The 13,323-nt window shown below is 43.3% G+C and carries 12 protein-coding genes; 1 reads left to right on the forward strand and 11 read right to left on the reverse strand.

Annotated elements, in window-relative coordinates; translation table 11 throughout:
* Positions 1 to 2: 2 nt before the first annotated feature.
* The 5 genes from yicI to ACTNC6_RS09655 form a co-directional block, all read right to left on the reverse strand.
* Positions 3 to 2,357 carry an alpha-xylosidase gene (gene yicI / locus ACTNC6_RS09635; RefSeq protein ID WP_441043957.1) on the reverse strand — a complete coding sequence of 785 codons (2,355 nt, stop codon included), beginning with the start codon at positions 2,355 to 2,357 and terminating at the stop codon, positions 3 to 5.
* A 178-nt stretch (positions 2,358 to 2,535) separates the two neighbouring features.
* Positions 2,536 to 3,798: an ABC transporter substrate-binding protein gene (locus tag ACTNC6_RS09640; RefSeq protein WP_019160521.1), complete on the reverse strand. Its 1,263-nt coding sequence runs from the start codon at positions 3,796 to 3,798 to the stop codon at positions 2,536 to 2,538.
* Positions 3,799 to 3,879: 81 nt separating this feature from the next.
* A complete protein-coding gene (locus tag ACTNC6_RS09645) occupies positions 3,880 to 4,719 on the reverse strand; it encodes a carbohydrate ABC transporter permease (protein WP_173742657.1) in 840 nt (279 codons plus the stop codon).
* On the reverse strand, positions 4,719 to 5,597 hold the full coding sequence (locus ACTNC6_RS09650) for a carbohydrate ABC transporter permease (RefSeq protein WP_441043958.1): 879 nt from the start codon (positions 5,595 to 5,597) through the stop codon (positions 4,719 to 4,721). Before ACTNC6_RS09650 ends, ACTNC6_RS09645 begins: the two co-directional genes overlap by 1 nt.
* A gap of 305 nt (positions 5,598 to 5,902) precedes the next feature.
* Positions 5,903 to 6,919 carry a LacI family DNA-binding transcriptional regulator gene (locus ACTNC6_RS09655; RefSeq protein ID WP_441035862.1) on the reverse strand — a complete coding sequence of 339 codons (1,017 nt, stop codon included), beginning with the start codon at positions 6,917 to 6,919 and terminating at the stop codon, positions 5,903 to 5,905.
* A 160-nt stretch (positions 6,920 to 7,079) separates the two neighbouring features.
* On the opposite strand from ACTNC6_RS09655, the gene ACTNC6_RS09660 reads away from it, so the two are divergent.
* The gene (locus tag ACTNC6_RS09660; RefSeq protein WP_441043959.1) at positions 7,080 to 7,790 is read left to right on the forward strand and encodes a glycosyltransferase family 2 protein; all 711 of its coding nucleotides are present in this window, start codon (positions 7,080 to 7,082) and stop codon (positions 7,788 to 7,790) included.
* Between the two features lie 263 nt (positions 7,791 to 8,053).
* Here ACTNC6_RS09660 and atpC read toward each other — a convergent pair whose 3' ends face one another.
* The 6 genes from atpC to atpF are packed head-to-tail and all read right to left on the reverse strand — an operon-like array spanning position 8,054 to position 13,292.
* Positions 8,054 to 8,467 (reverse strand): ATP synthase F1 subunit epsilon, encoded by a 414-nt coding sequence (atpC, locus tag ACTNC6_RS09665; RefSeq protein ID WP_441035858.1) that lies wholly within the window; start codon positions 8,465 to 8,467, stop codon positions 8,054 to 8,056.
* Between the two features lie 22 nt (positions 8,468 to 8,489).
* Positions 8,490 to 9,887: a F0F1 ATP synthase subunit beta gene (gene atpD, locus ACTNC6_RS09670; RefSeq protein WP_008706999.1), complete on the reverse strand. Its 1,398-nt coding sequence runs from the start codon at positions 9,885 to 9,887 to the stop codon at positions 8,490 to 8,492.
* A gap of 5 nt (positions 9,888 to 9,892) precedes the next feature.
* Entirely contained in the window at positions 9,893 to 10,783 is an 891-nt protein-coding gene (gene atpG, locus ACTNC6_RS09675) for an ATP synthase F1 subunit gamma (protein ID WP_008707001.1), read from the reverse strand.
* An 8-nt stretch (positions 10,784 to 10,791) separates the two neighbouring features.
* Entirely contained in the window at positions 10,792 to 12,291 is a 1,500-nt protein-coding gene (gene atpA, locus ACTNC6_RS09680) for a F0F1 ATP synthase subunit alpha (protein ID WP_055053388.1), read from the reverse strand.
* Positions 12,292 to 12,307: 16 nt separating this feature from the next.
* Positions 12,308 to 12,811: an ATP synthase F1 subunit delta gene (gene atpH / locus ACTNC6_RS09685; protein ID WP_055059444.1), complete on the reverse strand. Its 504-nt coding sequence runs from the start codon at positions 12,809 to 12,811 to the stop codon at positions 12,308 to 12,310.
* Positions 12,792 to 13,292, reverse strand: coding sequence for a F0F1 ATP synthase subunit B (gene atpF / locus ACTNC6_RS09690; RefSeq protein WP_441035852.1), 501 nt, complete (start codon positions 13,290 to 13,292; stop codon positions 12,792 to 12,794). The genes atpH and atpF overlap by 20 nt, the downstream gene beginning before the upstream one ends.
* Between the last annotated feature and the right edge of the window lie 31 nt (positions 13,293 to 13,323).

Consider the following 13,323-nt stretch of genomic DNA (forward strand, 5'->3'; position numbering starts at 1 on the left):
GCCTAGATTGTAACCTCCATCTTGCATCCTTCCGGTGCCAGAATCATTCCATCTTCTGTATCCTTCACTACACTGCCACCTGTAACTGCAGAAACATCATGAATATTTCTGAGAAGATATGTCATTCCCGGATTCTCTTTGGTTGTTTCCAGAATCAGTTTGTTTTCTTCTCTTGCTGCATTTACCACAAATGCTGTCTCACCTTTATTTGTTACTACTTCACAGGAACCAGTTCCGTTCAGTTCGTAAACCTGAATCTGTACATCTTTTTCCAGTTCATAATCAACAGTAGTGTCTACTGCACCTATAGAAAGCAGAGTGTTCTCTCTTACGAATACAGGCAGTGAGAAGAAGTCATAAGTTTCTTCATACCATCTGCCTCCTTCCTTTACTTCTCCGCTTAACAGATGAGTCCATTTTCCCTTAGGCAGATAATATTCTACATGGCTCTCTTTATTGAAGATCGGAGCTACCAGAATACTGTCACCTAACATATACTGCATATCCAGATATTTCACAGCAGGATCATCTGTGAACTCCATGATCATTGCTCTCATGGACGGAATACCGGTTCTGTGTGATTTCACAGCCATAGAATACAGATATGGAAGTAATCTCAATTTCAGTTTGGTAAACTTACGGCAAACATCTACAGCTTCCTCATCAAACAGCCACGGTACACGATAGCTCTTGGATCCGTGGAGACGGCTGTGTGTGGAAAGGAGACCAAACTGCAGCCAGCGTTTGTACACATCCGGGGCCGCTGTCATTTCAAATCCGCCCATATCATGACTCCAGAAAGAGAATCCTGATAAGGTAAAGGACAAACCGCCTCTTAAGCTCTCAGCCATGGAAGCATAGGTTGCAGAGCAGTCACCGCCCCAGTGAACCGGGAACTGCTGTCCGCCTGCTGTAGCACTTCTTGCAAAAAGGATAGCTTCTCCTTCTCCCTTTACTTCTTTCAGAAGACTGAATACAGCCTTATTATAAAGGTATGTATAATAGTTATGCATGGAAACAGGGTCAGATCCATCATAATATTTCACATCTACAGGGATTCTCTCACCAAAGTCTGTCTTGAAGCAGTCAACACCCATATCAAGCAGACCTTTCAGCTTATTCTGATACCATTTTACTGCATCCGGATTTGTAAAATCTACAAGTCCCATTCCCGGCTGCCAGTTATCGATCTGTTTTACACCCATTCCGTCTGCACGCTGTAACAAATATCCTTTTTCCATTCCCTCTTTGAAAAATGCTGTTCCCTGTGCAATATATGGATTGATCCATACGCATACCTTCAGACCTTTTTCTTTATAACGCTTCATCATTGCCGGTACATCCGGGAAAATTCTGGAATCCCATTCAAAATCGCACCAGTGGAATTCTTTCATCCAGAAGCAGTCGAAATGAAATACACTCAGCGGAATATCTCTGTCTGCCATTCCCTGAATAAAGGAATTGGTGGTCTCTTCATCATAGTTGGTTGTAAAAGATGTGGACAGCCATAATCCAAAGGACCATGAAGGCGGCAGTGCAGGTTTACCTGTCAAATCTGTATATGTTTCCATTACACCTTTGATGTCATCACCATAGATCACATGATAACGGATTTCTTCCCCTTTTACAGAAAATCCTACATTCTCAACCTTCTCACTGGCAACTTCAAAGGATACATTATCGCTGTGGTCAACAAACACACCATAATGCTTGCTGGTCACATAGAACGGGATATTTTTGTAAGAAATCTGGGAAGCTGTACCGCCATCCTCATTCCATATATCCACTACCTGTCCGTTCTTTACGAATGCTGTAAATCTCTCACCAAGTCCATATACACATTCCCCTGGGTCAAGAGAAAGTTCTGTTACCATATATGGCTGATACTGAGCTGCCATATAGTTTGGTTCCGGGAACTTGGTCAGTACCGCTCTGTCATACTGCATATATCCAAGGTTACGGAATCCGATATTTGTAAGAACTTTTCCGTCTGCTTCATATGTGATCTTGAAGTCTTTTAAATCTACTCTTACTGTCATTCTTCCGGCTTTCATCACAGCTTCCTCTTCTGTGATCTCAACCTCTGTTTCCTGCGGATCCTCATTCAGCTCATATCTGGGCTCACCCTTTACATAGCCTTCATAATGATAGCTTCTCACACTGATAATGTCTTTACGTGCAGAAGTAAATTCTGTAGTGATAGTTCCTACATCCAGAGCACCGCCTCTGTCTGTGATCTGCCGGAATGGAGAAACAATTCTCATTCCTCCCGGAATTGCTTCAGCTGTAAATGCCTGAGATGCATAGGACGCGTTGGCTCTTTCATTTTTTTCCCAATATCCTTCTGTAAATTTCATCTGATTTCTGATCTCCTTTTCTATAAAACAAATCTTTTTTATTCTCTGTTATGCAAGTCACGGTACAACAAAGAATCCTGCTTGCAGGATTCTCCGCCTGCGATGGGTCGCTTCAGTGACATAAAATAAGGGGAAGAAGCATAGCTTCTTCCCCAGTTATCATCTTTGTCTGCTAGTCTTAGTTTGAAGCCCCGTCAATTTCCTGATATTTCTGTTCAATTGTGCTGATTGTATCTTCTTTGGAAGCGCTGCCTTCTACATATGCCTGCATAGCTTCACCAAATGCCTGATGGAAGCTGTCTGTAGAGTAAATTATTTCGAGAGGAGCCGCACCTTTTTCTTCAACGGAAGCAGAACCCTGTTTGATTACTTCATACTCTGTATCAAAGTCACCCTTAATTGGCGGAACTACACCTGCAACATCTGTGAACCATGCTTTACCATAGTCAGAGGTATACCACCAGTTCAGGAAGTTCAGAACGATCTCCTGATTTTCGGAATCTTTGCTTACACGAAGTGCCTGATCTGATCCTGTGATAACCTGGCAATGAGAAGCATCTTCATCTACCGGATATCCTGCAAATGTAATCTTAAGGTCTGGATTAATCTTCATCAGATCACTTTCAACCCATGCGCCCTGTCCAATCATAATAGCTGCTTTTCCAGCTGCAAGTGCTGCTTCTTCACCACTTAAATCTGTTTCCAGAGGTTTCTGATCTCCGTTATCCTTTACCAGATCAATAAATTCAAAGAAGTTATCTGTAAGGATTGGATAATTTTCCAGAGAATCTGATCCATCTTCAAATCCTGCTACCATTTTCTGCACATCATCAGATGCTGCATCTGCAAAGTGCTGGAATACATGTTTAAATACCCACCATTCAGCATATCCACTTGTAAATGGTGTAATATCTGCTGCTTTTAATTTCTCTACACAATCTTTTAACTCTGTCATAGTTTCCGGAACTTTTTCAACGCCTGCCTTATCCAGAAGATCCTGGTTGTAGATCAGTCCGAAATAGTTTCCTTTGATCGCCATACCATAACAGCCTTCGCCGTTGGCATCTTTCATAGCTGCTGCTACATTGTCGTCCATAGCATCAACTAATGGCTGTCCTGTAAGGTCAAGAGAGTATTCTTTATATGTTTCGATTTCTTTTCCTGATGTGGAGGAGAAGATATCCGGGCACTCACCTGAGTTAAGTTTTGCCTTTAAAAGTGTAGGATAATCGTTCTGTGTTGTCTCATAGTTGATAGTAACACCCGGCTCTACATTTTTGTACTCATCAATAAGAGCTGTGATGGCATCTGCATACTCCGGCTGGGAGATAAACATATAGATCTCGCCTTCGTCGTCACCTTCTGCATGAACTGCTACGCTTGAAAACATAGTAGTTGCCATTGCTGCACAAAGCATTACACTGATCAGTTTTTTCTTCATCTTAAAATCCTCCTTTTGATTTTGGTTTTATTCTGTCCGGCATGAAACCAGCCGGTCATTTACATTGTAATTATAAAATCATCAACCCTTTACTGCACCTGCAACAACGCCCTCTACAATGTACTTCTGCAGGAAGATAAAGATAATGATGGATGGAAGTACTGCCAGCACCATAGCTGCCATTGCGTAATGCCACTGTGTATTGAACTGGCCTACAAATGTATAAGCGGAAAGCACCAGCGTCTTGGTCTCGTTTGAACTGTTGACCATAAGCAGTGGAAGAAGGAAGTCATTCCAGATCCACATTACATCGATTACGATGACTGTAAAGGTTACAGATTTCAGAAGCGGGAAAATGATGGAACGATAAGTACGGAAGGTTCCTGCACCATCGATAAATGCACTTTCATCCAGCTCCTTGGGAATTGTTGACATGAAATTCCCATAAATAAATGCAGCCATGGGAATACCGAATCCCCAGTACTGTATTCCAAGTCCTACCTTGCTTCCGGAAAGATTTACTACGTTCATAACTTTCAGAAGTGTGATCATGATGGTCTGGAACGGGATCAGCATAGGTGTTGTGATCATAAACTGTGCAAATCTGGTATATTTGTTTTTCTTTCTGCTGATGATATAAGCAGACATAGAAGAAAATATGATGATTCCCACAATACCGATCACGGTAATGATCACGTTGTTAAGAAACAGCTTGCCATACTGCATTTTGTCCATTACATACGTGTAATTGCTCCATTCAATCTTACTTGGAAGTGCGATTACATCCATGATAACTTCGCCAAAGGGCTTCACTGAGTTGATCACCATCAGAAATACCGGGTAAATATAGATCAACGCCAGGATAAGCATTACAATTGTTAGTACTATCTTTTTCGTTTTCTTTCTCTGGGCCATTGTCATTATAAATCTACCTCCCTGCTATGCATAGCTTTTAATACCAGCTGTGTAATAACCAGGATGATCACAAAGAATACCAGTGCCTTGGCAGATCCAAGACCATAATTGTTATTCTGGAAAGCCTCTCTGTAAATATCAAGTGTTACACTGTATGTAGATCCTCCCGGGCCACCTTTGGTAAGTGCCAGGATAATATCAAATACCTTAACGGCATTTGTCAGGGACATAAATACACAGGTTGTAATGGACGGTCCCAGAAGAGGAAGTGTAACCTTGAAAAATTTCTTCCAGGAAGTAGCACCGTCTACCTCTGCTGCCTCAAGCACATCTGTAGGAACTGCCTGAAGTCCTGCAATATACAGAACAATGTAGAAACCAAGTGCCTGCCAGATACCTACAAAAGCCACCGCATAGAATGCGAGATGACTGTCACCCAGCCAGCTGAGATTTAAGAATCCCAGGTGTGTTTTTTCAAAAAGTGCTGCAAATCCCTGTGAAAAAATAAATTTCCAGATGAAACCTACGATTGTCATACTCATGATATACGGAATGAAGAACATACTCCTCATTACGTTCGCAACCGGGATCTTCTGTACAAGAGCTACTGCGATTGCCAGTGCCAGAATATTTACCAGGATCATGAAAACAATGGTATACTTGCCGGTAAAGATCAGGCTCTGCAGGAAATCTGAAGAACCACTGAACAATTTCTTAAAGTTCTCCAGTCCGATAAATTTCGGTGATTTGGAAATTCCGTTCCACTCTGTCAGTGAGTAGTAAAGACTCATTACAAAGGGAATATAAAACACCAGCATTACAAGAAATAATGACGGAACTGTAAAAGCCGCACATTCCAGATATTCTTTTTTCTTTCTCTTCATATCTGTCTGTCCTCCTCTATTCAGTTATTGCAACTTTTGCTGCTCTTTTGCCCAAACAGCAACGTTCGTTTGTCTTATGCATTTAATATACTTCGCTTTATGTGAATTGTCAACATATTTTCATCTTCTATTGTGTATATTTTTATAGGTTTTCTACATAACCTGCAAAAAGTCAAATTAACCTGTTTTTGTGAATCTTATCTAAATTTTCTCGTAATCTTTACTTATTTCTCCACTTTAGCTTGTTAAAAATATACAATTTTTACTTTCGTCACTTTGCCAATCCCAGTACTCCGGAGCCTCTTTTATGGCTTAATTTTTACACTTTCCCTTTCCACCAGCTGTACTCCTGTCATATATACATTCTTTTCACACTTTTCCCCGTGTATAAGTTTCATCAGCACATTCACTGCAGTTTCCGCTTTTTCTCCTACATCTACACGGATTGTAGTCAGACGGGGATAAACAATGGTGGCAAATACATCATCATCCATACCTGCCACAGAAATTTCCTCAGGAATCTTCACCTTATTCCTGTGTAGAAAAGAGATCATCTCTGCTGCATTAATATCTGCAGAAAAGAACAGAGCCGTCTCTGTTCCCACATATTTCAGAAAATCCTGATAACATTTCTCTCGTTCTGCATCATTTCCGGGCAGACGTCTCTCTTCCAGAAGAACATCTCTGTCTGTCTCACGTACTGCTTCCATTACCCCCAGAAAACGCAGATGATCCGCACCATGATTTACATTTGCCAGATACACGATTCTTTTTACGCCCTGTCTGATCAAATATTCTGCCATCTCTCTGCCGCCCTTTTTGTCTTCAGAGGTGACCTGGTAATACATCTCATTCCCTTCCGGCATTTCATCCATATCAATAGACACTATGGGTGTTCCAGATAAGCCGGCTATTTTTTTCAGGTGTCTGTAGGGCATAGAAATCGTAATGATCCCGTCCACATTCCAGCCAACTGTCATCTTCTCAATTTCCTCTACATTTTTATCCGAGAAAATCATAATATAATATCCCTTTTCTCTCAGAAGCCTCTCCAGGTGTCCCAGCATGTTCCCGTAAAATGGTGTCTCATAAGCAGAGCCTCTGGCAAACTTCGGCGTTGTAATAAGAATACAGATAATCCTGGAACTCCGGTTGGTCAATGCATTTAGCCCCAGTCTTGGAATATAATTATTTTCTGCCAGAAGCCTTTCCACCTTCTCTATGGTTTCAGCCGAAACCCTGGCATTTTTCTTGTGCAGAACATTGGAAACTGTAGTCGTGCTTACCCCTGCCTGTCTGGCAATCTCTTTTATCGTAACCATAAAAAACCTCCCATCCTTTGGGTTAAGTATAATACACTGTGCCATAGAATAGCTAGAGTAAATTTATATATCGGTTGCCAGCAAAGCACTATCAAGGTATAATAAAAGAAATGCAACAATCACTCAGATACATGGAAACAGAAACAAGGAGAAATCATACATGTCTTCATTATTTATCGTAATTCCCGCATACAACGAGGCAGAAAACATAGAACGCACAGTCAGTGAATGGTATCCCATCGTAAAGTCCCACAACAAAGAGGGACAATCCCGTCTGGTTATCATTAACGATGGAAGCAAGGATAATACTTATGAGCTAATTTGCAAACTGGCACAGGCCCGCCCTCTCCTAATCCCCCTGACCAAGCCAAACGGCGGCCACGGTTCCACCGTTCTCTACGGTTACCGCTACGCCATTGAACACAGAGCTGACTATATCTTCCAGACCGACTCCGACGGCCAGACCAACCCCGACGAATTTGAAGCCTTCTGGAAAAAAAGAAACACCTACGATGCCATCATAGGAAACCGCAAAGTCCGCGGTGACGGAAAATCCAGAAAATTCGTAGAAAACACAGTCTGCCTTCTCCTCCGCCTGATCTTCGGAGTAAAAATCCCGGATGCCAACGCCCCCTTCCGCCTGATGCGCACAGACCTGGTAAAAAAATACATCCACCGCCTTCCCAAAAACTACAACCTCCCCAACATCATGCTCACCACCTACTTCGTATACTACAAAGAAAAAATAACCTTCCTCCCCATCACCTTCAAACCCCGCCAAGCCGGAACCAACTCCCTCAACCTAAAAAAAATCACCAAAATCGGATGGCAGGCAATGAAGGACTTCCACACTCTAAAAAAATCCATGTAATCAAACACCTTACAAATATCAAAATCCAATCCATTAGTGTTTCAAAGCGAACCTCATCCCACAATCTCCAACTCACCAATACCGAAAAAAAGCCACCGCCAAAACGCGGTGACTTTTTTGACCCAACCTGGCGAATCCGCCAAGTTAACAACTTTCCCCATAAAAAAACCTTGCGCTCCCCAAAAAAAGCGCAAGGGGTGTCCAGAGGGGACGCTGCTCAAGCGTCCCCTTTGGGGTTTTCGTACCATTTATCAAAAATGTACTTATATCTCTTTATGACTCGTAACCCTAAGTCGTGCCATAGCTCTCGACAAAGCCAGCTGATTCATATGATACTCCTGAATACTCTGCTTCTGTCTCATCTGCTCCTCAGCTCTTTCTTTCGCTTCCTGCGCACGGCGGATATCAATCTCCTCCGGGCTCTCTGCAGTTAAGCAGAATACTTTTGCACGGTTATTGATCATCTCTACAAAACCACTGCTCACTGCCAGAACATGTTTCGTACCATCTGCTTCCTCGAAACGCATCTCGCCCGGAATAATAGCCGCAACAATATTCTCATGCTGTGCCAGAAAAGCCTGCTCTCCGTCAACAGCCGGAATTGTCAGAGTTTTGGCACGTCCTGCAAACGCCAGCTTATTACTGGCATAAATCTCAAGACCAAATGTATCTGCCATATCAAGTACTCCCTCTCAGCAATTACTCCTGACCCATCTCAGTTTTTGCTTTCTCGATGACATCCTCAATTGTACCAACATTGAAGAAAGCATTTTCCGGATACTGATCCATCTCACCATCAACGATTGCCTTGAATCCACGGATGGTTTCTTTCAGAGGAACATATTTACCCTTGATACCAGTGAAGTTCTCAGCTACATGGAACGGCTGGGAAAGGAACTTCTGGATCTTTCTTGCACGGAATACAGTGCTCTTATCTTCTTCAGAAAGCTCTTCCATACCAAGAATAGCGATGATGTCCTGAAGTTCTTTATATTTCTGAAGGATTTCCTGTACTTTACGTGCTACTTCATAATGTTCTTCACCTACAACATCCGGCTCCAGGATACGGGAAGTAGATTCCAGCGGGTCAACGGCCGGATAAATACCCTGCTCTACGATCTTTCTGGAAAGAACGGTTGTTGCATCCAGATGAGCGAATGTAGTTGCAGGAGCCGGGTCAGTCAGGTCATCGGCAGGTACATAGACAGCCTGTACAGATGTTACAGAACCATCCTTAGTAGAAGCGATACGTTCCTGAAGTTCACCCATCTCAGTAGCCAGTGTTGGCTGATAACCTACGGCTGAAGGCATACGTCCAAGAAGGGCGGAAACCTCGGAACCAGCCTGTACGAAACGGAAAATATTATCAATAAAAAGAAGCACATCTCTGTGTTCTTCATCTCTGAAGTATTCGGCCATTGTCAGTCCGGTTTCAGCAACACGCATACGGGATCCCGGCGGCTCGTTCATCTGTCCGAACACTAAGGCTGTTTTTTCAAGAACGCCGGACTCTTTCATTTCTGACCATAAGTCGTTACCTTCACGGGAACGCTCTCCAACACCTGTGAAAATGGAATATCCGCCATGCTCTGTGGCAATGTTCTGGATCAGCTCCTGGATCAGGACTGTCTTACCAACACCGGCACCACCGAACAGACCGATCTTACCACCTTTGGCATATGGTGCAAGAAGGTCGATAACCTTAATACCTGTTTCCAGGATTTCTACAGCCGGTTTCTGATGTTCGAAATCCGGCGGATCTCTGTGGATGACCCATTTCTGTTCTCCCTCAAGGGAAGGACCATCATCTACTGTATCACCAAGTACGTTAAATAAACGTCCCAGTGTCTTATCACCTACAGGAACCTTAATGCCGCTTCCTGTGGCGATGACTTCTCTGTCACGCTGTAAGCCTTCGCTTGCGCTCAGCATAATGCAGCGTACCATATTGTTTCCCAGATGATGGGAAACTTCCATTACACATCTTTTACCGTTGTTCTCTACCTCAAGGGCATCCTTGATCTCAGGAAGATTTCCATCTTCAAAAACAACGTCTACAACAGGTCCCATAACCTGTACAATTTTACCTTTGTTCATCGTCGTCACTTCCTTTTTTGTGCTTTTGCACCGCTGACAATCTCAGTGATTTCCTGTGTGATGGCAGCCTGACGCGCACGGTTGTACTCAATGGATAATTCCCTGAGCATCTTCTTTGCACTGTCCGTAGAGGACTGCATTGCCATCATTCTGGCATTATTTTCACTGGCATACGCTTCTACAAGACATCCATAGATCAGACCGGTCAGGTAATTTGGGATCATGGTATTCAGAAGTACATCGGCTGATGGTGACAGCACGATTTCCTCCTGTGGCATATCCGCAAGCATTGCCTGATTTGGCAGGAACTCTGCTTTCTTCAATGGAAGAAGCTGCATATTCACCGGCTCCATGGCAACTGCACTCTGCATCTCCGTATAGAAAATACGTACTTCGTCCAGTTCTCTGTCCAGAAACGCTCTGACAATCTCCTCTGAGATCAGACGCGCTCTGTGCATGGTCGGTTTCTGTACTGTATATGGAAAGTTCTCTGCGATATCCATATGTTTCTTCGTGAAATACTGACGGCCTACCATACCCAGCACATAAAGCTTGCAGTGCTCATGCTCTGCCATAAACTGTTCTGTCATTTTCTGGATATTATGGTTATAGGCACCTGCCATACCCTTATCACCGGTAACTACGATACAGCCGATCTTACGGTCTTCCTCCGCAATCTTATGACGGATACTGAAAAAAGGATGCTCTGTATCCGGCATATGACGCAGGATTCGGGAAATAGCTGCCTGCATATTATAGTAATACGGCTCTGTATCAGACAGGATTCTTTTGGCCTTCTGCATCTTGGATGAAGAGATCATATACATGGCATTGGTGATCTTCATGGTGTCCTGAATACTTTTCATTCGAGTCTGAATCTCTTTCGTACTGCCCATATCAACACCTACCTGCTCTTATCTGCAAATTCTTCTGCCACTTTCACGATCTTTTCTGCCAGTTCATCCGGAAGCTGTCTCTTCTCCTCGATCTCTCTTCCGATTTCCGGATAAGCACTGTCAAAGTAGTCCAGCATATCTCTCTGATACTTCTTCATCTTCTTGGTTTCCACGTGCATCATTGCCTTGTGTGTTGCCGCACAAAGAGTGATGACCTGTTCATGAAGACTTAACGGGCTTGAAAGCGGCTGTTTCAGAAGTTCCATAAGTCCGCTTCCGTATTTCAGTTGCTGAGTTGTAGCCTCGTCCAGATCAGAACTGAACTGTGTAAAGATTTCCATCTCACGATACTGAGCCAGATCGATACGGACACTTCCTGCTGCTTTCTTCATGGCTTTTGCCTGTGCAGCACCACCAACTCGGGATACGGAAAGACCTACGTTAACCGCCGGACGCATACCGGAGTTAAACAGATCACTCTCCAGGAAGATCTGACCATCTGTGATGGAAATAACGTTTGTAGGAATATATGCGGAAAGGTCACCTGCCTGTGTCTCAATGATAGGAAGTGCAGTGATAGAACCACCGCCGGCCTTTTCATTAAGACGGCTGGAACGCTCCAGTAATCTGGAATGGAGATAGAATACATCTCCAGGATAAGCCTCACGTCCCGGTGAACGTTCCAGAAGCAATGACAGTGCACGATATGCAACTGCATGCTTGGATAAATCATCATAAACCATTAATACATCTTTTCCCTTATACATGAAGTACTCAGCAAGTGCAGTACCTGCATAAGGAACAATATACTGGAGCGGTGCACAGTCACTGGCTGTAGAGGAGAATACTGTTGTATAGTCCATAGCACCGTGTTTCTCCAGAGTAGATACAATCTTAGCTACTGTGGAAGCTTTCTGTCCGATCGCAACATAGATACAGATTACATCTTTGCCTTTCTGGTTCAGAATGGTATCCAGTGCAACGGAAGTCTTACCTGTCTGTCTGTCACCGATGATCAGCTCACGCTGGCCACGGCCGATCGGGAACATGGAGTCAATGGAAAGAATACCTGTTTCCAACGGAACTGTTACAGATTTTCTCTCAATGATCCCAGGTGCCGGATTCTCTACCGGGCGATACCCATCTGCCTTGATCTCGCCTTTACCATCGATCGGTGCTCCCAGAGCATTTACAATCCTTCCGATAAAAGCGTCACCTACAGGCACACCTGCCTGTTTCTGGGTTCTTGCCACCTTTGTTCCTTCTTTGATTCCTGTATCTTTACCGAACAGGATACATCCGATGCTGTTTGCACGGATATCCTGAACCATACCTTTCAGACCATTCTCAAAGGTTACAACCTCGCCATACATAGCATGATCAATACCATGTACCGTGGCGATACCATCTCCTACGGAGATGACTGTTCCTACTTCCTGGTCCTTGCTGATTTCGTCATAATTCTTAATTTCTTCTTTCAGAATCGAAATGATTTCATCTGGATTCATTGCAGCCAACTTTTATTCACCTCCGTGTCAATTTCTGTCTTAAATTGTTATAACGTCCGCGGAGACTCCAGTCGAACTCTTTGTCTCCGGCAGAAAGAATGAAGCCTCCGATCAAAGATTTGTCTTCTCTGAGAGTAAGGATTACTTCCTTTGCTCCGAATTCCCTGCGAAGGAAATCTTCCATCTTCTCTTTCTGGGCTTCTTCCGGTTTTGTTACATATGTGAGAACAGCTTTCAGGATACCTTTCTGCTTGCGGCTGTAATCGCCATATGTTTCCAGGATATCATAAATGCTGCTGATTTTCTGATATTTGCAGGTCACCTTCAGGAAATTTTTCATCTCCTGTGGGAAGACTCTGTCAATTACATGTTCTTTTTCTTTTAAAGAAACCAGCGGATTCTCAAGAGCCCCCTTTAACTGTGGGGTACTCCTGAAAATCTTTTCTGTCTCCAAAACAGCTTCTTCCGGGACAGAAAGCTCATATAATGCTTTTGCATAATTAATGCTTGTTTCCGTCATTGGAATCACCTGCCTCTTTTATAAACTGGTCATAAAGGGACAAATCCTGCTGACTGCTGTTTTTCTCTCCCATGATCTTTGAGGCTGCATCCAGCGCGATCTCTGCCACTCTGCTTTCCATAGCTTTCATAGCATTTTCCTGCTCTGTCTTAATATCTGCCTTTGCTTTGTCAAGCATTGCGCCGGCCTGTGTATTTGCATCTTTTACAATACGCTCAGCCTGTACTTTTGCCTCATCCTTTGCTGCATTTACAATACGCATGGATTCGTCTTTCGCAGATTTCAGTGCATCTTCATATTTACCTTTCAGTTCATATGCCTGTTCTTCTGTATCTTTGGCACTTGCGAACTGCTGGTCGATCATGTTTTTTCTCTGCTCCATCACATTGAGGATCGGACCAAATAAGAACTTTTTCATTAAAAGATAAAGAACAATCAGGTTGATAATCGTAAAGACCACGTTGATATTAATTTCAATCACCGGTCCCACCTGCCTTTCTACTTATTCTTTA

It is taken from the genome of Blautia sp. HCP3S3_C4, from assembly GCF_052064095.1.
Lineage (GTDB): Bacteria > Bacillota > Clostridia > Lachnospirales > Lachnospiraceae > Blautia_A.

Excerpts from the sequence above, each read along its gene's own strand:
- yicI (WP_441043957.1), bottom strand. The coding sequence starts at position 2,357 with ATGAAATTTACAGAAGGATATTGGGAAAAAAATGAAAGAGCCAACGCG.
- ACTNC6_RS09640 (WP_019160521.1), bottom strand. The coding sequence starts at position 3,798 with ATGAAGAAAAAACTGATCAGTGTAATGCTTTGTGCAGCAATGGCAACT.
- ACTNC6_RS09645 (WP_173742657.1), bottom strand. The coding sequence starts at position 4,719 with ATGACAATGGCCCAGAGAAAGAAAACGAAAAAGATAGTACTAACAATT.
- ACTNC6_RS09650 (WP_441043958.1), bottom strand. The coding sequence starts at position 5,597 with ATGAAGAGAAAGAAAAAAGAATATCTGGAATGTGCGGCTTTTACAGTT.
- ACTNC6_RS09655 (WP_441035862.1), bottom strand. The coding sequence starts at position 6,919 with ATGGTTACGATAAAAGAGATTGCCAGACAGGCAGGGGTAAGCACGACT.
- ACTNC6_RS09660 (WP_441043959.1), top strand. The coding sequence starts at position 7,080 with ATGTCTTCATTATTTATCGTAATTCCCGCATACAACGAGGCAGAAAAC.
- atpC (WP_441035858.1), bottom strand. The coding sequence starts at position 8,467 with ATGGCAGATACATTTGGTCTTGAGATTTATGCCAGTAATAAGCTGGCG.
- atpD (WP_008706999.1), bottom strand. The coding sequence starts at position 9,887 with ATGAACAAAGGTAAAATTGTACAGGTTATGGGACCTGTTGTAGACGTT.
- atpG (WP_008707001.1), bottom strand. The coding sequence starts at position 10,783 with ATGGGCAGTACGAAAGAGATTCAGACTCGAATGAAAAGTATTCAGGAC.
- atpA (WP_055053388.1), bottom strand. The coding sequence starts at position 12,291 with ATGAATCCAGATGAAATCATTTCGATTCTGAAAGAAGAAATTAAGAAT.
- atpH (WP_055059444.1), bottom strand. The coding sequence starts at position 12,811 with ATGACGGAAACAAGCATTAATTATGCAAAAGCATTATATGAGCTTTCT.